Below are 22,651 nucleotides of genomic sequence, written 5' to 3'. Positions count from 1 at the left end.
ATGCGCGGTTCTTTACCACCAGTTGACGATCCCCCAATGGCCAAGAAGCTTTACATCGAAACCCACGGTTGCCAGATGAACGAGTACGACAGCTCGCGCATGGTCGATCTGCTGGGTGAACATCAGGCCCTGGAAGTCACTGCCCGCGCTGAAGATGCCGACGTCATCCTGCTCAATACCTGCTCGATCCGCGAGCGCGCCCAGGACCGGGTGTACTCCCAGCTCGGCCGCTGGCGCGAACTGAAACTGGCCAACCCGGACATGGTGATCGCCGTCGGCGGTTGCGTGGCCAGCCAGGAAGGCGCGGCGATCCGCGATCGCGCACCCTACGTCGACGTGGTCTTTGGCCCGCAAACCTTGCACCGCCTGCCGGAAATGATCGACGCGGCGCGCATCACCAAACTGCCGCAAGTCGACGTCTCGTTCCCGGAAATCGAAAAGTTCGACCACCTGCCGGAGCCGCGCATCGATGGCCCAAGCGCCTATGTGTCGGTCATGGAAGGCTGCAGCAAATACTGCACGTTCTGCGTCGTGCCCTACACCCGCGGCGAAGAAGTCAGCCGGCCCTTTGACGATGTGATCGCCGAAATCATCCACCTCGCGGAAAACGGTGTGCGCGAAGTCACCCTGCTGGGGCAGAACGTCAACGGCTATCGCGGCCTGACCCATGACGGGCGCCTGGCTGACCTGGCCGAGCTGATTCGAGTGGTGGCCGCGGTCGACGGCATCGAGCGTATTCGCTACACCACCTCGCACCCTCTGGAATTCTCCGACAGCCTGATCCAGGCCCACGCCGAAGTCCCGGAACTGGTGAAACACCTGCATCTGCCGGTGCAATCGGGCTCCGACCGGATCCTCGCGGCCATGAAGCGCAACCACACGGCCCTGGAGTACAAATCCAAGCTGCGCAAACTGCGCGCGGCGGTACCCGGCATCTGCATCAGCTCCGACTTTATCGTCGGCTTCCCGGGCGAGACTGAAAAAGACTTCGAACAGACCATGAAGCTGATCGAAGACGTCGGCTTCGACTTTTCCTACTCGTTTGTCTACAGCCAGCGTCCGGGCACCCCGGCTGCCGACCTGGTCGACAACACCCCGGAAGAGCTGAAAAAAGAACGTCTAAATGCTCTGCAGCACCGATTGAATCAGCAAGGCTTCGAGATCAGCCGACAAATGGTCGGGTCGATCCAGCGGATCCTGGTCACCGACTATTCGAAGAAAGACCCTGGCGAACTGCAGGGCCGGACCGAGAACAACCGCATCGTCAACTTCCGCTGCGACAACCCGACCTTGATCGGCCAGTTCGCCGACGTGCACATCGATGCAGCCCAGCCGCACTCGCTGCGCGGATCATTGCTGCCTGCAACCGAGCAAAGCGGCACCGCGAGAGAAGTCGGTGCGCCTGCCACCGTGGCCTGAAGGATTGCCGCTCGCGTGAGCTGAACAACCTCACAACAGCCTGACCAGCGCTCACACTGGCCAGGCTGGGTTGCCGAGGACCGGCTCCACTATTTAAGTGCTTTCGCACCCGCGCCACTGGCGTTATCCTTGATTTCATCTTAATTGCCCCAGGGCGGCTTAAAACGACCTTGAACGCACCCATAGAACCACATCGCTTCCTCCTCGAGCCTTTTGAGGCTCGCCGCTTCGCCAACCTGTGCGGACAATTCGACGAGCACCTGCGCTTGATCGAACAACGCCTGAGCATCGAGATCCGCAATCGCGGAAACCAGTTCGAACTCATTGGTGAATCCAGACTCACCGCCTCCGCGGAAAACCTCATTCGCCGCCTGTACCGGGAAACCAAGGGGACCGAGCTGTCGCCGGAAACTGTGCACCTGTACCTGCAGGAATCCGCCGTAGAGGATCTCGCCAACAACCCGGTGGCCGAAGCCAGCGTTGCGTTGCGTACCAAGAAAGGCATGATTCGCCCACGCGGCCTGAATCAGCAGCGCTACGTCAAAGAGATCCTCAATAACGACATCAACTTCGGCATCGGCCCCGCCGGTACCGGCAAGACCTACCTGGCCGTGGCCTGTGCCGTCGACGCCCTGGAACGCGAGCAAGTGCGACGCATCCTGCTGGTACGCCCTGCAGTCGAAGCCGGTGAAAAACTCGGTTTCCTGCCCGGCGACCTGGCGCAGAAGATCGACCCCTACCTGCGCCCGCTGTACGACGCGCTCTACGAGATGCTCGGCTTCGAATACGTGGCCAAACTGATCGAACGCCAAATCATCGAGATCGCCCCGCTGGCCTACATGCGCGGCCGCACCCTGAACAACAGCTTCATCATCCTCGACGAAAGCCAGAACACCACCGTCGAACAGATGAAGATGTTCCTGACCCGTATCGGCTTCGGCTCGACCGCGGTGATTACCGGCGACATCACCCAGGTCGACCTGCCCAAAGGCACCAAGTCCGGACTGTCCCAGGTCATCACCGTGCTCAAGGACGTCCCGGGCATCAGCTTCACTCACTTCCTGGCCAAGGACGTGGTGCGCCACCCGCTGGTCCAGCGCATTGTCGAAGCCTACGACCGCTTCGAAAACCCTGCGCCCGAAGAGCCAACTGCAGAAAAAGGCCATCGCCACGATGCTTGAGCTTGATCTGCAACTGGCCAGTGACAAGCCTGCCCCCAGCGAGTCCCAGTTCCGCCAATGGTGCGAACTGGCCTTGCGCCAGCGCAGCGCCGACTCCGAGCTGACCATTCGCCTGGTGGACGAGCCTGAAGGGCGCGAGCTGAACCACACCTGGCGCCACAAGGATTACGCCACCAATGTGCTGTCGTTCCCGGCCGATGTGCCGGACGAGCTGCTGGATATTCCGCTGCTCGGCGACCTGGTGATCTGCATTGAAGTGGTCGAACGCGAAGCGGCGGAGCAAGGCAAGGAACTTGAGGCCCATTGGGCACATCTAGTCATTCACGGCTGCTTGCATCTACTGGGTTACGACCATATAGATGACGACGAAGCCGAAGAAATGGAAGCACTGGAACGAACGTTGCTTGCAGAACTGGGTCATCGCGACCCTTATGCCGACGACGAGTCTTAATTACATCCACCTGTAACAACCAAGGATTTAGAGTAATCGCTATGAGCGAAGATCGATCGAGCAACGGGCAGAAGTCATGGCTGGGTAAGCTCACCCAGGCTTTTGCCCATGAGCCGAAAAACCGCCAGGAGCTGCTGGAGCTGCTGCGCGAAGCCCATCAGAACAAGCTGCTGGACAGCGAAGCGCTGGCCATCGTCGAAGGCGCCATCCAGGTTGCGGACCTGCAAGTTCGGGACATCATGGTCCCGCGCTCGCAGATGATCAGCATCAAGGCGACCCAGACCCCGCGCGAGTTCCTGCCCGCAGTCATCGATTCCGCGCACTCGCGCTACCCGGTGATCGGCGAAAGCCATGACGACGTGATGGGCGTCCTCCTGGCCAAGGACCTGCTGCCGCTGATCCTCAAGGAGAACGGCGACAGCTTCAACATCAAGGATCTGCTGCGCCCGGCGACGTTCGTGCCGGAGTCCAAGCGCCTGAATGTGCTGCTGCGCGAGTTCCGCGCCAACCACAACCACATGGCGATCGTCATCGACGAATACGGCGGCGTCGCCGGCCTGGTGACCATCGAGGACGTGCTGGAACAGATCGTCGGCGACATCGAGGACGAACATGACGTCGAGGAAGACAGCTACATCAAGCCGTTGCCCAGCGGCGACTTCCTGATCAAGGCACTGACGCCGATCGAGAACTTCAACGAGTTTTTCGACAGCGAGTTCTCCGACGATGAATTCGACACAGTGGGTGGCCTGGTGATGAGCGCGTTCGGGCACTTGCCCAAGCGTAATGAAATCACCGAAATCGGCGCCTATCGCTTCCGCATCCTGAATGCCGACAGCCGCCGGATCCACCTGCTGCGCCTGACCCCTATCTCCCGCTAAGGACTGACATGCGTTGGATCACCCGCCCCGGCTGGCCCGGTAACCTGCTGGCCGTGGCGGCTGGCGCAATCACCACCCTGGCCCTGGCACCGTACGATATCTGGCCGCTGGCCCTGCTGGCGGTCGGCTTTTTCTACGCCGGCCTGCGTGAGCTGACACCCCGTCAAGCCCTGGGCCGTGGCTGGTGCTTCGGCTTTGGCCTGTTCGGCGCCGGCACCAGCTGGATCTACGTCAGCATCCATACCTACGGCGGCGCCTCAGCGCTGCTGGCTGGCCTGCTGATGCTGGCGTTCATTGCTGCAATCGCCTGGTTCTTCGCCCTGCCCGCCTGGCTCTGGGCACGCTGGCTGCGGCGCAATGAAGCGCCCCTGGCCGATGCCCTGGCGTTCGCTGCCCTGTGGCTGGCCCAGGAGGCCTTTCGCGGCTGGTTCCTGACCGGCTTCCCATGGCTCTATTCCGGCTACAGCCAGCTCGATGGCCCCCTGGCCGGGCTCGCGCCATTGGGCGGCATGTGGCTGATTTCCTTCTCCCTCGCCCTGACCGCTGCGCTGCTCTACAACCTGCCGCGATTGATCCGGGCCGGACGCAAAGGCTTTATCGTCGCCGGCCTGCTGCTACTGGCTGCACCCTGGGTAATCGGCCTCAGCCTCAAGGACCACGCCTGGACCAGCCCATCGGGCAAGCCGCTGTCCGTTGCCGCCATTCAGGGCAACATCGAACAGAGCATGAAATGGGACCCGGCCCAGCTCAACGCGCAACTGGCGCTGTACCGCGACATGAGCTTCAGTTCCAAGCCTGTGGACCTGCTGATCTGGCCGGAAACCGCAGTCCCCGTGCTCAAGGAATCTGCTGAAGGCTACTTGGCGATGATGGGCAACTTTGCGGCTGACAGGCATTCCGCGCTGATCACCGGGGTTCCGATTCGCCAGGAACTGCGCCACGAAAAACGCTTCTTCAATGGCATCACCGTGGTTGGCGAAGGCGATGGCACTTACCTGAAACAGAAGCTGGTGCCCTTTGGCGAGTACGTGCCCCTGCAGGACCTGCTGCGCGGCCTGATCGACTTCTTCAACCTGCCGATGTCGGACTTCGCCCGTGGCCCCGCCGACCAGCCGCTGCTGCAGGCCAAGGGTTATCAGATCGCACCGTTTATTTGTTACGAGGTGGTTTACCCGGAATTCGCCGCCGGCCTCTCGGCTCGCAGCGACTTGTTGCTGACCATCAGCAACGACACCTGGTTCGGCACCTCGATCGGCCCCCTGCAGCATTTGCAGATGGCTCAGATGCGCGCCCTGGAAGCCGGGCGCTGGATGATCCGTGCCACCAACAACGGGGTGACCGGGCTGATCAACCCGTTTGGCAAGATCACCGTGCAGATTCCGCAGTTTGAGCGCGGGATTCTCTACGGCGAAGTGGTGCCCATGCATAACCTCACGCCCTATCTGCAATGGCGCTCATGGCCATTGATCATCCTGTGCGGGCTGTTGTTTGGCTGGGCGTTGCTGGCCAGTCGTATTGCCAAGACCGTTTGACCCGACGCCGGCAAGCCGTTCCCGCCCGTGGCTGCGGGCCCTGGCTTGTCGGCCCTCAGCGATAGAACAGCTTGTAGCCCACCTGCCCCACGGCTTCGTTCAACAACTGGCCGCTCTGCCAGATCGACTTGAACTCCGGCATCCAGCCGCCCAGCGGCCGCGCATTATCCACCCCCAGAAAACCCACCGGCGCCGGCACCACGGTAAAACCTGCCTGCTCGAAGCTCCAGGCCGCACGCGGCATGTGCCAGGCCTGGGTCACGACCACCACTCGCTTGATGCCCTGGGGCAACAGCACTTCGGCGCTGAACTGAGCATTCTCCCAAGTGGTGCGGCTGCGCCCTTCCTGCCAGCGCACCGCCACCCCGAAGTCCCCCATCAACGACTCGGCCATCAGCGCAGCCTCGGTCGGCGGCGTGCCATAGTGCAAGCCGCCACTGGTCAATATCGGCAGGCCAGAGGCCTTGGCCAGTCGCGCGGCATAGCGCTCACGCTCGAGGCCTACACCGGTGGGCTGGTCGTACCCCCAGGCCGGATCACCCCGTTCGCGCCCGGAACCCAACACCACAATCGCATCCGCCCGCTCGGCCAGCGCCGCCCACTGATCTGTCGCCAGCGCCGGCTCGCGCTCCAGGGCTCTGGCACCCCACTCCACCATCACCGGCAGACTCATCAGCCAGAAACCGCCCAGGCCAAGGGCAAAACACAGCCCGGCCAAGCGTGGGCGCGTTTTACGAAACCACCAGGCAAGGGCCAGCAACAGCAATAGGACACCGGGCGGCAACAGCAATTGTTTGATGAAATAACGAAAGGGCATCGGGCATCTCCAAAGATGCCCGAAGCCTATGTGGATAGACGCCCTGCAACAACAGGCGCGAGATGACTTTCAAACCTCAAGGCCCGCGCCAGCAGCCGGAGGCAGACCAAAACGAGCAGCTCAGGGCTACTTGCACCTCAGGGAACGGGCCTTTACCTGCTCCCTCAATGGCAGCCTGTCTTTCAACCAGATGACTTTGGCTGAACGTGGCGCTGCGCACTGCCTCAAACTCTCCAGCACGCCTGCCTGCGTCATACGCTCACTGCGATCCAGATACGCCTTGACCAACTCGAACTCGGCGCGACTCAGACCTCGCAACTCCAGCTCCAGGGGACGCTCATCGCGCAAGCGACCCGCCGTTTTTGCTGCATCCAGCGCCAATGCCAAACGATCTATAAGCTTTTCGTACAACTCGGGTTTTGTAGCTTTTTGCTGCGACTCAGCCATCCGCTCACCTCATTGAAGATCAGTCTTGCTCCCCAATTTCAGCTTAGCCGGGCAGATGAAAGCGGCCTGGCGCCGCGACCAACGGCCCAGGGCGCGCAATCAGGGTTTCCCTCGGCAGAGCGCGGTCATGTATGCTACGGCGCTTCCTGTAACTCCACTTCCAGCTCGACTGGGCCTCGAAAACGCCGTATCTGGCGCCATCACCGCCCAACGTTGCAATGAAGAGGATTAGGCCACCCCTATTCAGTTCAAAAGTAGCCATGCACGAACAATATCAGCCCCGTGAAATTGAAGCCGCCGCCCAGTCATTCTGGGATGAGCAAAAGTCCTTTGAAGTCAGTGAACAGCCAGGCAAGGAGACTTTCTATTGCCTATCGATGTTCCCTTACCCCAGCGGCAAGCTACACATGGGGCATGTGCGCAACTACACCATCGGCGACGTCATCTCCCGCTACCAGCGCATGCTGGGCAAAAACGTCCTGCAACCCATGGGTTGGGACGCCTTCGGCATGCCGGCGGAAAACGCCGCGATGAAGAACAACGTGGCTCCCGCCAAGTGGACCTACGAAAACATCGCCTACATGAAGACCCAGCTGCGCAGCCTGGGCCTGGCCGTGGACTGGTCCCGTGAAGTGACCACCTGCAAGCCGGATTACTACCGCTGGGAACAATGGCTGTTCACTCGCCTGTTCGAAAAAGGCGTGATCTACCGCAAAAACGGCACCGTGAACTGGGACCCTATCGACCAGACCGTGCTGGCCAACGAGCAGGTGATCGACGGGCGCGGCTGGCGTTCCGGCGCGCTGATCGAAAAGCGCGAAATCCCGATGTACTACTTCAAGATCACCGCCTACGCGGATGAACTCTTGTCGAGCCTCGACGATCTGCCGGGCTGGCCTGAGCAGGTCAAGACCATGCAGCGCAACTGGATCGGCAAGTCCCGCGGCATGGAAGTGCAGTTCCCGTACAACGTCGACTCCATCGGCGAAGCGGGCGTACTGAAAGTCTTCACCACCCGCCCGGACACCCTGATGGGCGCGACTTACGTTGCCGTGGCTGCCGAGCATCCACTGGCGGCCCTGGCGGCCCAGAACAACCCTGAGCTGCAGGCCTTTATCGCCGAATGCAAAGGCGGCAGCGTCGCGGAAGCCGATGTCGCCACCCAGGAGAAGAAAGGCCTGCCGACCTCGCTGTTCGTCGAGCACCCGTTGACCGGTGAAAAACTTCCGGTGTGGGTCGCCAACTATGTGCTGATGCATTACGGCGATGGCGCAGTGATGGCTGTTCCAGCACACGACGAGCGCGATTTCGAATTCGCCACCAAGTACAACCTGCCGATCAAGTCGGTGGTGCGCACCAGCTCCGGTGATACCAACCCGGCACCCTGGCAAGACGCCTATGGCGAGCACGGCACGCTGATCAACTCCGGCGAGTTCGATGGTCTCGACTTCGCAGGCGCCTTCGACGCCATGGAAGTGGCGCTGATCAAGAAAAACCTGGGTGCCTCGCGTACCCAGTTCCGCCTGCGCGACTGGGGCATCAGCCGCCAGCGCTACTGGGGCTGCCCGATCCCGATCATCCACTGCGACAGCTGCGGTGATGTGCCGGTCCCGGAAGAGCAACTGCCCGTCGTGCTGCCCGAAGACGTGGTGCCGGACGGCGCCGGTTCGCCATTGGCGCGCATGCCAGAGTTCTACGAATGCGCCTGCCCGAAATGCGGTGCTCCGGCCAAGCGTGAAACCGACACCATGGACACCTTCGTCGAGTCCTCGTGGTACTACGCCCGCTACGCCTCGCCACACTATGAAGGCGGGCTGGTGGAAAAATCCGCGGCTGACCACTGGTTACCGGTGGATCAGTACATCGGCGGCATCGAACACGCGATCCTGCACCTGCTTTACGCGCGCTTCTTCCACAAGCTGATGCGCGACGAAGGCCTGGTGACCTCTGATGAACCGTTCAAAAACCTGCTGACCCAAGGCATGGTGGTTGCCGAGACTTACTATCGCCGCGAAGCCAATGGCGCCTACACCTGGTTCAACCCGGCGGACGTCGAGCTGGAGCGTGACGGCAAAGCCAAGGTGATCAGTGCCAAGCTGATCAGCGATGGTCTGCCGGTAGAGATCGGTGGCACCGAGAAGATGGCCAAGTCCAAGAACAACGGCGTCGACCCTCAGTCGATGATCGACCAGTTCGGCGCCGATACCTGCCGCCTGTTCATGATGTTCGCCTCGCCGCCTGACATGAGCGCGGAATGGTCCGACTCCGGCGTTGAAGGTTCGCACCGCTTCCTCAAGCGCGTCTGGCGCCTGGCGCACGCCCATATCAGCCAGGGTCTCCCAGGCAAACTGGATGTGGCCAGCTTGAACGATGAGCAAAAAGTCATTCGTCGCAGTACCCACCTGGCTATCCGCCAGGCCAGCCAGGACGTGGGCCAGAATCACAAATTCAACACGGCCATCGCCCAGGTGATGACGCTGATGAACGTGCTGGAAAAAGCACCGCAAATCACCGAACAGGACCGCGCACTGGTTCAGGAAGGCCTGGAAACGGTCGTCCTGTTGCTGGCGCCAATCACGCCGCACATCAGCCACGATCTATGGAACCGCTTGGGCCACAGTGGCGCGGTGATCGACGCCGGCTGGCCGGTACAGGATGACAGCGCCCTGGTACAGGACACGCTGCAACTGGTCATCCAAGTGAATGGCAAGCTGCGCGGGCAGATCGAAATGCCGGCCAGCGCCAGCCGCGAAGAGGTCGAAGCCGCTGCTCGCAGCAACGAGAACGTGCTGCGCTTCACCGAAGGCCTGACGATTCGCAAAGTGATCGTCGTGCCCGGCAAACTGGTTAATATCGTCGCTAGCTAATTGGATCAGGTGCCAGGTCATTGACCTGGCGCCGCATAAAACCTCCAGGGCCGCAGAGTCGGCCCACATGGTTTCAAGGGGAGCAACAAGATGATCAAACGCAATCTGCTGGTGATGGGCCTGGCTGTACTGCTAAGCGCCTGCGGCTTCCAGCTGCGCGGCACCGGCAACTACGACATGGCGTTCAAGGAACTCGACCTGAGTGCACGCAACGCCTATGGCGAAACCGTCACCCTCCTGCGTCAGATACTGCAGAACAGTGGCATCGAGATCCACACTGGCGCGCCGTACAAGCTGGTACTGACCAACGAACAGGAAAGCCAGCGCAGCCTCAGCTACGCCGGCGCCGGTCGTTCCACCGAGTATGAGATCACTAACGTACTGAACTACCAGATCCTCAGCAGCGATAACCTCGTGTTGCTCGATGACAAAATGCAAGTACAGAAGGTCTATATCCACGACGGCAGCAACCTGGTAGGTACCGACCAGGAGGCGATCGAAGTGCGCAAGGAAATGCGCCGCGACCTGGTGCAGCGCATGGTATTGCGCCTGCAGCTGCTGCACCCGGAGCAACTGCAGCAGCTTGAGCAGACGGCGAGGAACAAGGCCAAGGCCGACGCCGACGCCCTGGAAGCGGCACAGAAGGCTGAAGCGGAAACACCGCAACAGTCGCCAATGCAGTTGCCGAACCAGTAAGCCTTGCGGGGCGCCCAGGCGCCCCGCTTGCCCTTCTTTATGAAACTCGCCCCCGCCCAACTCGGTAAACACCTGCAAGGCAGCCTCGCACCGGTCTATGTGATCAGTGGCGATGACCCGTTGCTGTGCCAGGAAGCTGCCGACGCGATCCGCACCGCGGCCCGCCAGCAAGGCTATGACGAACGCCAGGTGTTCAGCGCCGATGCCAGTTTCGACTGGGGCACGCTGCTGCAAGCCGGCGCAAGCATGTCGCTGTTCGCCGAAAAGCGCTTGCTGGAGCTGCGCCTGCCGTCGGGCAAGCCCGGCGACAAGGGCGCAGCAGCGCTGATCGAGTACTGCTCACGCCCTGCCGAAGACACCTTGCTGCTTATCAGCCTGCCCAAGCTCGATGGCAGCGCGCAGAAGACCAAGTGGGGCAAGGCCCTGGTCGAAGGCGAGCAGACTCAGTTCGTGCAGATCTGGCCAGTGGACGCCAACCAGCTGCCACAGTGGATTCGCCAGCGCTTGTCCCAGGCTGGGCTTTCTGCCAGCCAGGACGCGGTTGAACTGATTGCCGCACGGGTCGAAGGCAACCTGCTGGCCGCCGCACAGGAAATCGAAAAGCTCAAGCTGATGGCCGAAGGCGGACAACTGACCGTCGAGACCGTGCAGGCTGCGGTTGCCGACAGCGCTCGGTTCGATGTGTTCGGGCTGGTGGACGCCATTCTCAATGGCGAAGCCGCGCACGCCTTGCGCATGCTCGAAGGCCTGCGTGGTGAAGGCGTTGAGCCTCCGGTGATTCTCTGGGCGCTGTCCCGGGAACTGCGGTTGCTGGGTAATCTGTCGCTGCAATTCAGCCAGGGCGTACCCCTGGATAAAGTCTTCAGCCAAGCCCGCCCCCCAGTCTGGGACAAACGCAAGCCGCTGATGAGCAAAGCCCTGCAACGCTATTCGGCGCAACGCTGGGGACAACTGCTATTGGATGCCCAGCGTATCGATGCCCAGATCAAGGGCCAGGCCGCTGGCTCGCCCTGGAGCAGCTTGAGCCGCCTGTCGCTGCTGATGTCGGGGCAACGCCTGGCACTGCCGGCGGAGTAACTGACAGTGCCTGCCCGCTCTCGATAAGCGATCACTGGCGAAATCACCTACACATCACAGGGGCTGGACAACAGCCGAACTCTGGCCGATCATCTGCGCCGTACAACTCACCAGCACAGCGAGAGATCCCATGAGCAAGCCATCCAAGCATGGCCCCAACAAGGCCAAATCCATCATTGCCCAGCCACTGTTCCGCAGCCGTCAGGAACAACCCGCCAAGGGCAAAGGCAGCTACCGCCGCGAAGCCTTCCAGTCTAAAAGCTGGGAGGCTTCTTACTTTCTGGCCGCCTGAAGGCAAGCTCCCCTTTGGCATGGTAAGGTCTGCACCTGATTCGTATTCCCTGGACCTGTGCATGCCCCTCCGTAATTCCCGTCATTGGCGCCTTCGCCAACTGGCCGCCGCCTCCAGTCTTATTCTGCTTGTCGCCTGCGCGGAAAAACCTACAGCCGCCGACGCCCAGCCACTGCCCAACCTTCAAGCCGCCCCGCTGGCAGCTCCTGCGACTATCGCTCCACTGACCGTCGACAATCTGGATATCCAACCCACCCAGACCTTCGCTGAATGGCAGGCCGGGTTCCGCGTCGAAGCCTTGAATGCTGGCATCCGTGCCGAACTGTTCGATCGCGCTTTCGCCGGCATTACTCCAGACATGAGCGTGATCAAGGCCGACCGTAGCCAGCCGGAATTCAGCCGGCCGGTATGGGAATACCTGGACGGTGCGGTATCACCGCTGCGAGTGCGCAAAGGCCAGGCCCTGCTCACCCAATACGCTGACACTCTGCAAAAGATCGAACAGCGCTACGGCGTCGACCGCCAGGCACTGGTGGCCGTCTGGGGCATGGAAAGCAATTTCGGCGACTTCCAGGGCAACAAGTCGGTCATTCGCTCCCTGGCAACCCTGGCCTATGAGGGACGGCGTCCAGCCTTCGCCAACAGCCAACTGATTGCCGCCCTGCAGATCCTCCAGCAGGGCGACATCCAGCCGGAAAAGATGCTCGGCTCCTGGGCTGGCGCCATGGGCCAGACCCAGTTCATTCCGACCACCTATAACACCCACGCCGTGGACTTCGACGGCGACGGCCGTCGCGACATCTGGAATAGCCCGGCTGATGCCCTGGCCTCGACCGCCCATTACCTGCAAAGCTCGGGCTGGCAAAAAGGCCAACCCTGGGGCTTCGAGGTGCGATTGGCCGATAACTTCGATTACTCACTGGCCGACGGCGCCATCCGTAAAAGTGTCGCCGAATGGGCAAAGCTGGGCCTGAAGCTGCCCAACGGCAGCAATCTGCCGGCGGGCACGGAACACCTCTCAGCAGCCCTGCTATTGCCTGCGGGTTACCGGGGACCGGCGTTCCTGATCCTCGATAACTTCCGTGCAGTGCTCAAGTACAACAACTCGTCGTCCTACGCGCTGGCAGTCAATCTGCTTTCCGAACGCTTCACCGGTGCCGGCCTGATCAGCGGCGCCTGGCCCAAGGATGACCTGCCACTGAGCCGCTCCGAGCGTATCGAGTTGCAAAACCTGCTGAGCGCCCGCAACTACGACGCAGGCACTGCAGACGGCATCATCGGCGCCAATACCCGCAAGGCGATCCGCAGCGCGCAGCAATCATTCGGCTGGCCGGCAGATGGCTACCCGACCCATAAGTTGCTGGAAAGCCTGCGCAATCAATGACCAGAGACGGCCAGGGAGCACGTCCCAGGCCCATCGCGCTACCTCAGCACCACGTCCTGCTCCAGGACCAGTTGCTGCTCACCCGCATCCAGCCTGACCAAAGCCCCGAGCGGCAAGGTCAGGTTGGGATCGCAATGGCCACTGCGCCACCCGGCAAGTACCGGAATGCGCAGGGGGGCAAAGGTCTGCTTGAGCAGGCGTGCAAGAGCCTCGGGGTCCACTCCCGCCACATCCCCGACCAACACCCCCCGCAACTGCTGCAGCTTGCCCGCGAGGCGCAGGTGAGTCAGCAGACGGTCGATGCGGTAGAGCGGCTCATTGATGTCTTCGATGAAGAGAATAACGTCCTGGGCATTGATCTCGTAGGGCGTGCCCATGGTCGCCGCAATCATCGACAGGTTGCCCCCCCGCAACTGGCCACAGGCAATTCCCGGCTCGATGGTGTTCAAGGGATAGGCCACCGGATGCGCCAGCACGCTGCCGGCCTTGAACTGGCCGCGCAGCATGCCGAACAACGAAGCCTCGGTCGGTGCCTGCTTGCCGCCCAACAGGTCGGCGTTGAGCATCGGCCCGTGAAAGGTCACGAATCCCGCATAACGGTGTATCGCCAGGTGCAAGGCGGTGATATCGCTGTAGCCGATAAACGGCTTGGGATTGCGCCGCAGCAGGTCGTAGTCGATCCGGTCCAGTAACCGCGGGCTGCCATAGCCCCCACGCAGGCAGAGAATGGCGCCGATCGCCTTGTCGGCAAAGGCCGCGTGCAGGTCCTGCAACCGCACCTCGTCGCTGCCCGCCAGGTAGCCGTCAGCCTCACCCACGCCCGGGAAGATCCGCAATGCATAGCCCCGCGCGCGCATCCATTGCACGGCTTTATCAACATCCAGGGCTGCGGGTCCGGCAGGTGCGATCAGGCCGATCTGCCCTTCAGGCAGCAGGGCCGGCACCGGCAGATGGGCGAGCAATGTTTCAATCGGCTGGGTGGTCATCCATGGTTCTCCCGACGTGGATTGTGTGGCTCACAGTAGACAGGATTGCTGAGCAAAAAAAGCCCCGGAATGCCTGGAAAGACCTGGGATTTATCTGCAAAGAAAGGTGATGTCGATACCGCAGAAACGAAAACGCCCACAAGGCAAGCCTTGCGGGCGCTTTTACCGGTCGCGAATCAGGAGACCAGGCTGGCCTTGACCAGTTTCGCCTGCTCGTCGGCGTGGTACGACGAACGCACCAGCGGGCCCGAGGCGACATTCTTGAAGCCCATCTTATAACCTTCCTCGGCGAACCAGGCGAAGGTGTCCGGGTGCACGAAGCGCTGGACCGGCAAGTGGCTGCGCGACGGCTGCAGGTACTGGCCCAGGGTCAGCATGTCGATGTCGTGTTCGCGCATGCGCTTCATGACTTCGATCACTTCATCGTCGGTCTCGCCCAGGCCCAGCATCAAGCCGGACTTGGTCGGGATCAGCGGCATCATCTGCTTGAATTTCTGCAGCAGGGTCAACGACCACTGGTAGTCCGAACCCGGACGCGCAGCCTTGTACAGGCGCGGTACGGTTTCCAGGTTGTGGTTGAACACATCCGGTGGCTCGGCAGCGGTGATTGCCAGTGCCACGTCCATCCGGCCGCGGTAATCCGGAACCAGAGTTTCGAGCAGTACATTCGGCGACAATTTACGGATTTCGCGGATGCAGTCGGCAAAGTGCTGAGCACCGCCGTCACGCAGGTCATCACGGTCGACCGAGGTGATCACCACGTACTTCAGACGCAGGTCGGCAATGGCGATGGCCAGGCTTTCCGGCTCGTTGACATCCAGTGGTTTCGGACGGCCGTGGCCGACGTCACAGAACGGGCAACGACGGGTGCAGATGTCACCCATGATCATGAAGGTCGCGGTGCCGCCGGAGAAGCATTCGCCCAGGTTAGGGCAGGAGGCCTCTTCGCAAACGCTGTGCAGCTTGTGCTTGCGCAGCAAGGCCTTGATGCGATCGACTTCCGGGGACACCGGAATCCGTACGCGAATCCAGTCCGGCTTCTTCGGCAGCTCGGTGGTCGGAATGATCTTCACCGGGATGCGTGCAACCTTTTCGGCGCCGCGCAGCTTGACGCCGGCTTCAACCTTGGCACGCGGGGCCGGGCGCTCGGTGATATCGAGCGTCGGGATCATGGTTTGCACAGCGTCTTGCGCAGTAGTCATATCAGTCGATTCCGCCCGTTAGGGTCGTCTGCTCAGCATAGTCGAGGTGTTTGACGAGCTGCGCGCGCAGCCGGGCACTTACCTCGGCAAATTCAATCGTCCCTGTGTGCTCGCACAGCTGGGTCATCGCCAGCCCGGCATAGCCGCAGGGGTTAATCCGTCGAAACGGCTCAAGATCCATATCCACATTCAGGGCCAGGCCATGAAAGGAGCAACCATGGCGAATCCGCAGGCCCAGGGAGGCGATTTTCGCCCCGTTAACGTACACGCCAGGCGCATCCGGCTTGGCTGCCGCTGTCACGCCATAACTGGCCAGCAACTCGATCAGGCAGCATTCCATCCGACTGACCAGCTCGCGCACACCAAACCCGAGCCGGCGCACATCCAGCAGCAGGTAAGCCACCAGCTGGCCGGGACCGTGATAGGTCACCTGCCCGCCTCGGTCCGCCTGGACCACCGGGATATCCCCGGGAATCAGCAGGTGTTCCGCCTTGCCGGCCTGGCCTTGAGTAAACACCGGTGAATGCTCGACCAGCCAGATTTCATCGGCGGCATCACTGCCGCGCTCATTGGTAAAACGCTGCATGGCGTGCCAGACCGGCTCGTAATCCATCCGGCCAAGCTCGCGAAAGCCGAGCGGTTGCTGCATCACAGCACCATGTGTACGAAACCGGTAGCCCGCAACTCGCTGTTGATGTCGTACAGCTGTTCTTGACCGGTGGCGATGATATGCAGCTGGATAGTCGTGTACTTGCCGTTGGTACTCTGGCGTTCGGCCAGGGTCTTGTGGTCAACGGTGGCGTGCTTCTCAAGGATCGCGATGATCTTGTCCTTGAAACCCACACCGGTGTCGCCAATCACCTTGATCGGGTAATCCGCGCAAGGGAATTCGATCTTTGGCGCCTTTACTTCAGTGTCTGTCATGGCAAAACGGCCTCGTAAGCCGTGGCGACGGACATGGGCCCTGGTCTGTTTCAGAGCAGGGCCCATGTCCGTCGACAACAGTAATCAGTTGAACAAGCCGTAGAAGAATAGACGGATGCTATCCCACATGCGGCGGAAGATACCACCTTCCTCGACCGCTTCCAGAGCGATCAGGTCGGCGCTGTGTACGACCTTGTCGTCCAGTTTGACCTCAACCTTGCCGATCACGTCGCCCTTGGCGATAGGCGCGACCAGTTGCGGGTTCATGGTCATGCTGGCGGCGAGCTTCTTCAGCTGGCCCTTGGGCATGGTCATGGTCAGGTCTTCAGCCAGGCCGGCCTTGACTTGGTGGGTGGTGCCTTTCCAGACCGGTGCTTGGGCCAGCTCGGTGCCTTTCTGATAGAAGGTCTGGGTTTCGAAGAAGCGGAAACCGTAGGTCAGCAACTTCTGGGTCTCGGCGGCGCGAGCCTGTTCGCTGTTGGTGCCGAAGACCACCGCGATCAGACGCATGCCATCACGCACGGCCGAGGACACCATGCAGTAGCCGGCCTCGTCGGTATGGCCGGTTTTCAGACCGTCGACAGTCTTGTCGCGCCACAGCAGCAGGTTGCGGTTAGGTTGCTTGATACCGTTCCAGAAGAACTCTTTCTGCGAGTAGATCGCATAGTGAGCCGGGTCTTCGTGGATGATCGCGCGAGCCAGCACCGCCATGTCGTGGGCCGACGAGTAGTGTTCAGGGTTCGGCAGGCCGGTCGGGTTCATGAAGTGGCTGTTGCTCATGCCCAGGTCGCCGGCCGTCTTGTTCATCATGTCGGCGAATGCGTCTTCGCTGCCGGCGATGTGCTCGGAAACCGCAACGCTGGCGTCGTTACCCGACTGGATGATGATGCCGTGCAGCAGGTCGCTGACGGTCACCTGCGAACCGACCTTGATGAACATCCGCGAACCGCCGGTGCGCCAGGCGTTCTCGCTGACGGTCACCGGGTCGTTCTCGCCGATCTGGCCGCGACGGATTTCCAGGGTCGCGATGTAGGCTGTCATCAGCTTGGTCAGGCTGGCTGGCGGCAGACGCTGGTCACCATTGTTCTCCACCAGCACGTTACCGCTGCTGGCATCCATGAGCACATAGGACTTGGCGGCCAGTTGCGGTGGCGACGGCATCGCCTCTACCGCCCAGGCAGCGGGCGTGATGATCAGCGGGACAAGCAGGCACAGGCGTTTGGCAAAGGTGGTGATGTTCATCCGTCTCTCGAAGTAGCTAATGGAAACTTGCCCTCTCGGGCAAAACTAATCAGACAGCCTTCTGACGGGCTGTCGCGTGTTCAGTTGTTCACTCACTGACCCTTGCCGGGTTTTTGTTGTTCACAGAGCCAACAACCTAGGCCACCCGCACGCGGGCAGACCCTGAATCAAAAAATCACTCGGCAGTCACGACGCTCGGCTGACCCAGATTGGCCAGGCGCACGCTGTTCTGCACTTGCTGAATCTCACCCGGCGAGCCGATCGGCCCCAGGCGCACCCGGTGCAGGGTCTGCTGATTACGCACGATCGAACTGATGAACACCGGGGCGCTCACCATTCCGCTCAACTTCGACCTCAGCAATTCGGCAGCATCCGGGTTGGCGAAGGCGCCCACCTGCAGATACTGGCCAGAGGCTGGGGAAGCAGCCGCTTTCTTGGCCTCCAGCTGCACCGGCACCACGGCGGCAGCGTGCTGCTGGGGCGGCGGCGTCCATTGTTCTACCGTGCCAGTCGATGCCGTGACCGTCGGCGCGGCATTCTGCGCCACCTGCGGTTCATTGAGCATCAACGGCGCCGGGCGACCACGCTGGGCCCACCACTCCTGGGGATCGATGCCTTCAACCTTGACCCGCGCCGTGCCGGTCTCGGCATACCCGAGCTTTTTCGCTGCGGCGTAGGACAGGTCGATGATGCGATCAGAGTAGAACGGCCCACGGTCGTTGACCCGCAGAATCACGGTCTTGTTGTTGTCCAGGTTGGTCACCCGCACGTAACTGGGCAGCGGCAGTGTCTTGTGCGCCGCGCTCATGCCATACAGGTCATACACCTCGCCATTGGCGGTGTTCTGCCCGTGAAACTTGGTGCCGTACCAAGAGGCCGTGCCCGACGCGACATAGCGCTTGGATTCGGCCATAGGGAAATAGGTCTTGCCCAGCACCGTATAAGGGTTGGCCTTGTAGGGCCCGGTGTGCAGGGTCGGGGTGGCATCGGGAATGCGTGAAACGTCGACATCCCACCAGGGCGCGCCGTCCTTGTGGGCACGGTTGATATCCAGGCCCGGGGCGGAACGCACCGCGGTCGAGGATTTCTGTTGCGGCGCTCGACTCGTCGAGCAACTGACCACCAGCAAGGACAACGCGGCGAAAGCCACCAGCTTCAGGGGTTTGCGAATTGGCGATGCCGGCATTACTTGACGCCCCGTGCTTGGACCAGCTGTTCAGACAACTGATGTACGGCCATGGCGTACATCACGCTGCGGTTATAACGCGTGATCGCGTAAAAATTCTTCAGGCCCATCCAGTATTCCGGGCCATTGTCGCCTTCCAGGCGGAAGGCGGTGACGGGCAAATCATCGCGCAGCGCATCATGACTCGACCAGCCCAGGGCCCGCAACTCCCCGACGGTTTTCGTCGGCTCGATGCCGGTGGTCAGGCCTTCATCGACCTGATCGCCGCGCACATCGGCGCGGCTGACCACCGGCTCGCCGGCAACCCAGCCGTGGCGCTTGAAGTAGCTGGCGACGCTGCCAATGGCATCGTCCGGATTGGTCCAGATATTAATGTGGCCGTCACCGTCGAAATCCACGGCGTACGCGCGAAAGCTGCTCGGCATGAACTGCGGCAGCCCCATGGCCCCGGCGTAGGAGCCCTTGAGCGTCAAGGGGTCAACCTGCTCTTCACGGGCCAGCAGCAAAAACTCGCGCAGTTCCTTGCGGAAGAACTCGGCGCGCGGCGGATAATCAAAACTCAGGGTGGATAAAGCATCGATCACCCGGTAATTACCGGTATTTCGACCAAAAAAGGTCTCAACGCCGATAATCGACACTATCACCTGGGCCGGCACGCCATATTCCTGCTCGGCACGGGCCAATGCGGCTTCGTGCTGACGCCAGAAGTCCACCCCGCGGGCAATGCGCGCGTCGGTGATGAACATTGGCCGGTAATCTTTCCATTGCTTGACGCGCTCGGCAGGCCTTGAAATGGCGTCCAGAATCGATTGCTTGCGTTCAGCCTCGCGGAACACACCCATCAGCTGCTCGCCTGCAAAACCATAATCGCGGGTCATTTCACCCACGAACTCGGCCACTTGCGGCGAACCCTCGTAATCGCCGGCCAACGCTTCCTGCGTTGCACCAAGGATGCCTACCAGACCGACCCACGGTGCATACCGAGCGGCCCAGCCACGCATTACTTGCATTGAATTCTTCACCTTTTTCAAACCTGCGCGATCCACTTACGATGGGTATGGATCGACATCAAAACCCCAAACGCTGACAGCAGTGTCACCAGCGAAGTTCCTCCGTAGCTAATGAACGGCAACGGCACCCCTACAACCGGCAACAGGCCACTGACCATACCGATGTTGACGAAAACGTAAACAAAAAACGTCATGGTCAGGCTGCCGGCGAGCAATTTACCGAACAGCGTCTGCGCCTGGGCGGTAATCACCAGCCCGCGACCGATCAACAACAGATAGATCAGCAGCAGCGCGCAGATGCCCACCAGACCGAACTCCTCGCCCATCACCGCAATGATGAAGTCGGTGTGGCTTTCCGGGAGAAAGTCCAGGTGCGACTGAGTGCCCAACAACCAGCCTTTGCCAAATACGCCGCCGGAACCGATGGCCGCCTTGGACTGGATAATGTTCCAGCCGGTGCCGAGCGGATCGCTCTCCGGATCGAGGAAGGTCAGGATCCGCTGCTTCTGGTAGTCGTGCATGATAAAGAACCACATCGCCACCGCCACCGGCACCGCCGCCGCCAGCACACTGAGGATCCAGCGCCAGCGCAGCCCACCCATGAACAGCACGAAGGCGCCGCCGGCGAGAATCAGCAGCGAGGTGCCGAGGTCGGGCTGGCGCACGATCAGAATGAACGGAATACCGATCAGCACCAGGCTGATCCCCACGTGCTTGAGTTGCGGCGGCAGGGTGCGCTTGGCCAGGTACCAGGCAATGGTCGCGGGCATGATGATCTTCATGAATTCCGACGGCTGGAAGCGAATCACCCCCGGGATGTTGATCCAGCGGGTGGCGCCCATGGCGTTGTGCCCCATGACATCCACCACCACCAGCAGTACCACGCCGAACACATAGGCCAGCGGTACCCAGCGCGCCATGAAGCGCGGCTCGAACTGGGCGATCACGATCATCGACACCAGGCCGATGCCGAACGAGGTCGCCTGCTTGGCCAGCAGGTCCCAGCTCTTGCCGCTGGCCGAGTACAGGACAAACAGGCTGCCGGCCGCCAGGGTCAGCAGCAGGATCAATAACGGTCCATCGATGTGCATGCGCTGCAACAGAGTCGCGCGACGCCGCATCACATCCTCGCTGGAGAGGATGCGATCAAAATTACTCTTCACGGGCCGTAGCCTCCGCGCTGATAGGGCTGGCGAACTCGGGCTTGAGCTGACCGTCCTGGCCAAGCAGCCAGGCATCCATGATCTGACGCACTACCGGGGCCGCGACGCCGGAACCCGACTCACCGTTCTCGACCATGACCGAGACCACGATTCTGGGGTTGTCCGCCGGGGCAAACCCGACAAACAGGGCGTGGTCGCGGTGGCGTTCCTGGACTTTGGAGCGGTCGTACTTCTCGCCCTGCTTGATGGCGACCACCTGGGCGGTACCACTCTTGCCGGCGATCCGATACTGCGCGCCGACTGCCGCCTTGCGCGCGGTACCGCGAGCGCCGTGCATCACCTGCTGCATACCGTGATTGACCTTGGTCCAGTCCGACGGGTCACGCAGGACGATGTCCGGCATCGGATTTTCATCCACCGGCTTTTCGCCCTCGATGGTCTTGGCCAGGTGCGGGCGGTTCCACTTGCCCTTGCTGGCCACCAGCGCAGTGGCCTGGGCCAGCTGCAAAGGGGTCGACTGCATGTAGCCCTGGCCGATCCCGAGAATCAGGGTTTCCCCCGGGAACCAGGCCTGGCGCCGGGTGGCGCGCTTCCATTCACGGGACGGCATCAGCCCTGGTGATTCCTCGAACATGTCCAGGGACACCTTCTGCCCGATACCGAACTTGTTCATGTAGGCCGACAACCGATCGATCCCCAGCTTGTGGGCCAGGTCATAGAAGTAGGTGTCGTTGGAACGCATGATCGCCGTGTCCAGGTCGACATAGCCGTCACCGGTGCGGTTCCAGTTGCGGTACTTGTGATCGTAATTGGGCAATTGGTAATAACCCGGATCGAAGACCCGGGTCGAGGCCGTGACCACGCCCGAATCGAGACCGGCAATCGCCACCGCTGGTTTGATGGTCGAGCCCGGCGGATAAAGGCCGCGCAGCACCCGGTTGAACAGCGGACGATCGATCGAATCGCGCAACTCGGCATAGGCCTTGAAGCTGATGCCGGTCACGAACAGGTTCGGGTCGAAGCTTGGCTGGCTGACCATCGCCAGTACTTCACCGGTGGTGGGATCCAGGGCCACCACCGCGCCACGACGCCCGCCCAAGGCCAGTTCGGCGGCTTCCTGCAGCTTGATGTCGAGGCTCAGGACAATGTCTTTGCCAGGAATCGGATCGGTGCGCTTGAGCACCCGCAGCACGCGGCCGCGGGCGTTGGTCTCGACTTCTTCGTAGCCCACCTGGCCGTGCAATTCCGGCTCGTAGAAGCGCTCGATACCGGTCTTGCCGATATGGTGAGTGCCGCTGTAGTTGACCGGATCCAGGGACTTCAGCTCTTTCTCGTTGATCCGCCCCATGTAGCCCACCGAGTGCGCAAAGTGCGCGCCCTGGGGGTAATGGCGCACCAACTGGGCCACCACTTCCACGCCCGGCAGGCGGAACTGGTTGACCGCGATCCGGGCGATCTGCTCTTCGTTGAGCTCAAACAGAATCGGCACCGGTTCGAATGGCCGCCGCCCCTGACTCATGCGCTTTTCGAAGAGCACGCGGTCCTCCGGCGTCAGCTCCAGCACCTCGACAATCACATCGAGAACCTGGCGCCAGTCGCCGGAGCGCTCGCGGGTCATGCTCAGGCTGAAGCTCGGCCGGTTATCCGCCACCACGACGCCGTTGCGGTCAAAAATCAGGCCGCGGGTCGGTGGAATCGGCTGCACATGGACGCGGTTGTTTTCCGACAGGGTCGAGTGGTACTCGTACTGGATGACCTGCAGAAAATACAACCGCGCGATCAGCACCCCGATCAGGCACACCACTGCAATTGCACCGAACACGACCCGGCCACGCACCAGACGGGCGTCTTTCTCGTGGTCCTTGATGCGGATCGGCTGGGACATTAGGGCGCA

21 protein-coding genes are annotated in these 22,651 nt (G+C 61.5%); 10 read left to right on the top strand and 11 right to left on the bottom strand.

Annotated elements, in window-relative coordinates:
• Nucleotides 1-36 precede the first annotated feature (36 nt).
• The 5 genes from miaB to lnt all read left to right on the top strand — a co-directional run bounded on the left by miaB (nucleotide 37) and on the right by lnt (nucleotide 5,464).
• A complete protein-coding gene (gene miaB / locus AC19YX_RS32275; protein WP_078471660.1) occupies nucleotides 37-1,419 on the top strand; it encodes a tRNA (N6-isopentenyl adenosine(37)-C2)-methylthiotransferase MiaB in 1,383 nt (460 codons plus the stop codon).
• A gap of 170 nt (nucleotides 1,420-1,589) precedes the next feature.
• The gene (locus tag AC19YX_RS32270) at nucleotides 1,590-2,600 is read left to right on the top strand and encodes a PhoH family protein (RefSeq protein ID WP_020295295.1); all 1,011 of its coding nucleotides are present in this window, start codon (nucleotides 1,590-1,592) and stop codon (nucleotides 2,598-2,600) included.
• Nucleotides 2,593-3,051: an rRNA maturation RNase YbeY gene (ybeY, locus tag AC19YX_RS32265; protein WP_020295294.1), complete on the top strand. Its 459-nt coding sequence runs from the start codon at nucleotides 2,593-2,595 to the stop codon at nucleotides 3,049-3,051. The genes AC19YX_RS32270 and ybeY overlap by 8 nt, the downstream gene beginning before the upstream one ends.
• A 41-nt stretch (nucleotides 3,052-3,092) precedes the next feature.
• On the top strand, nucleotides 3,093-3,932 hold the full coding sequence (locus tag AC19YX_RS32260) for a CorC family transporter (RefSeq protein ID WP_020295293.1): 840 nt from the start codon (nucleotides 3,093-3,095) through the stop codon (nucleotides 3,930-3,932).
• Nucleotides 3,933-3,940: 8 nt separating this feature from the next.
• Nucleotides 3,941-5,464, top strand: a complete 1,524-nt coding sequence (lnt, locus tag AC19YX_RS32255; RefSeq protein WP_078471659.1) for an apolipoprotein N-acyltransferase — start codon at nucleotides 3,941-3,943, stop codon at nucleotides 5,462-5,464.
• Between the two features lie 55 nt (nucleotides 5,465-5,519).
• On the opposite strand, the gene AC19YX_RS32250 is transcribed toward lnt, so the two are convergent.
• Together AC19YX_RS32250 and AC19YX_RS32245 are read right to left on the bottom strand one after the other, a co-directional pair.
• On the bottom strand, nucleotides 5,520-6,281 hold the full coding sequence (locus AC19YX_RS32250) for a YdcF family protein (RefSeq protein ID WP_500607837.1): 762 nt from the start codon (nucleotides 6,279-6,281) through the stop codon (nucleotides 5,520-5,522).
• A gap of 126 nt (nucleotides 6,282-6,407) precedes the next feature.
• Nucleotides 6,408-6,728: a hypothetical protein gene (locus tag AC19YX_RS32245; RefSeq protein ID WP_201128154.1), complete on the bottom strand. Its 321-nt coding sequence runs from the start codon at nucleotides 6,726-6,728 to the stop codon at nucleotides 6,408-6,410.
• A 260-nt stretch (nucleotides 6,729-6,988) separates the two neighbouring features.
• On the opposite strand from AC19YX_RS32245, the gene leuS reads away from it, so the two are divergent.
• From leuS to AC19YX_RS32220, 5 genes are all read left to right on the top strand, one after another.
• A complete protein-coding gene (gene leuS, locus AC19YX_RS32240; protein WP_500607836.1) occupies nucleotides 6,989-9,595 on the top strand; it encodes a leucine--tRNA ligase in 2,607 nt (868 codons plus the stop codon).
• Nucleotides 9,596-9,685: 90 nt separating this feature from the next.
• On the top strand, nucleotides 9,686-10,291 hold the full coding sequence (locus AC19YX_RS32235; protein ID WP_078471655.1) for an LPS-assembly lipoprotein LptE: 606 nt from the start codon (nucleotides 9,686-9,688) through the stop codon (nucleotides 10,289-10,291).
• A gap of 39 nt (nucleotides 10,292-10,330) precedes the next feature.
• Nucleotides 10,331-11,368 (top strand): DNA polymerase III subunit delta, encoded by a 1,038-nt coding sequence (holA, locus tag AC19YX_RS32230; RefSeq protein WP_201128156.1) that lies wholly within the window; start codon nucleotides 10,331-10,333, stop codon nucleotides 11,366-11,368.
• Between the two features lie 130 nt (nucleotides 11,369-11,498).
• Nucleotides 11,499-11,660, top strand: coding sequence for an alternative ribosome rescue factor ArfA (gene arfA, locus AC19YX_RS32225; protein WP_020295286.1), 162 nt, complete (start codon nucleotides 11,499-11,501; stop codon nucleotides 11,658-11,660).
• 61 nt (nucleotides 11,661-11,721) lie between these two features.
• Nucleotides 11,722-13,044, top strand: coding sequence for a lytic murein transglycosylase (locus AC19YX_RS32220; RefSeq protein ID WP_500607835.1), 1,323 nt, complete (start codon nucleotides 11,722-11,724; stop codon nucleotides 13,042-13,044).
• A gap of 38 nt (nucleotides 13,045-13,082) precedes the next feature.
• Here the strand turns inward: AC19YX_RS32220 and AC19YX_RS32215 are convergent, their stop codons facing one another.
• The 9 genes from AC19YX_RS32215 to mrdA all read right to left on the bottom strand — a co-directional run bounded on the left by AC19YX_RS32215 (nucleotide 13,083) and on the right by mrdA (nucleotide 22,642).
• Nucleotides 13,083-14,030, bottom strand: a complete 948-nt coding sequence (locus tag AC19YX_RS32215) for a S66 peptidase family protein (RefSeq protein ID WP_500607834.1) — start codon at nucleotides 14,028-14,030, stop codon at nucleotides 13,083-13,085.
• A 176-nt stretch (nucleotides 14,031-14,206) separates the two neighbouring features.
• Entirely contained in the window at nucleotides 14,207-15,202 is a 996-nt protein-coding gene (gene lipA / locus AC19YX_RS32210) for a lipoyl synthase (protein WP_161955756.1), read from the bottom strand.
• 31 nt (nucleotides 15,203-15,233) lie between these two features.
• Nucleotides 15,234-15,881, bottom strand: a complete 648-nt coding sequence (lipB, locus tag AC19YX_RS32205) for a lipoyl(octanoyl) transferase LipB (RefSeq protein ID WP_500607833.1) — start codon at nucleotides 15,879-15,881, stop codon at nucleotides 15,234-15,236.
• Complete coding sequence (locus AC19YX_RS32200; RefSeq protein ID WP_008152827.1) at nucleotides 15,881-16,156, bottom strand: DUF493 domain-containing protein; 276 nt, start codon at nucleotides 16,154-16,156, stop codon at nucleotides 15,881-15,883. Before AC19YX_RS32200 ends, lipB begins: the two co-directional genes overlap by 1 nt.
• Before the next feature lie 84 nt (nucleotides 16,157-16,240).
• Nucleotides 16,241-17,398, bottom strand: coding sequence for a D-alanyl-D-alanine carboxypeptidase family protein (locus tag AC19YX_RS32195; RefSeq protein WP_078471650.1), 1,158 nt, complete (start codon nucleotides 17,396-17,398; stop codon nucleotides 16,241-16,243).
• A gap of 175 nt (nucleotides 17,399-17,573) precedes the next feature.
• On the bottom strand, nucleotides 17,574-18,584 hold the full coding sequence (locus AC19YX_RS32190) for a septal ring lytic transglycosylase RlpA family protein (protein WP_078471649.1): 1,011 nt from the start codon (nucleotides 18,582-18,584) through the stop codon (nucleotides 17,574-17,576).
• A complete protein-coding gene (mltB, locus tag AC19YX_RS32185) occupies nucleotides 18,584-19,606 on the bottom strand; it encodes a lytic murein transglycosylase B (RefSeq protein ID WP_371106507.1) in 1,023 nt (340 codons plus the stop codon). The genes AC19YX_RS32190 and mltB overlap by 1 nt, the downstream gene beginning before the upstream one ends.
• A gap of 5 nt (nucleotides 19,607-19,611) precedes the next feature.
• The gene (rodA, locus tag AC19YX_RS32180) at nucleotides 19,612-20,715 is read right to left on the bottom strand and encodes a rod shape-determining protein RodA (RefSeq protein WP_078471647.1); all 1,104 of its coding nucleotides are present in this window, start codon (nucleotides 20,713-20,715) and stop codon (nucleotides 19,612-19,614) included.
• A gap of 31 nt (nucleotides 20,716-20,746) precedes the next feature.
• Nucleotides 20,747-22,642 (bottom strand): penicillin-binding protein 2, encoded by a 1,896-nt coding sequence (mrdA, locus tag AC19YX_RS32175; RefSeq protein WP_078471646.1) that lies wholly within the window; start codon nucleotides 22,640-22,642, stop codon nucleotides 20,747-20,749.
• Nucleotides 22,643-22,651 lie beyond the last annotated feature (9 nt).

This window comes from Pseudomonas sp. MF09150 (genome assembly GCF_059862355.1).
Note: the sequence above shows the minus strand (reverse complement) of the source record. Positions and strands in the feature narration are given on the sequence as shown.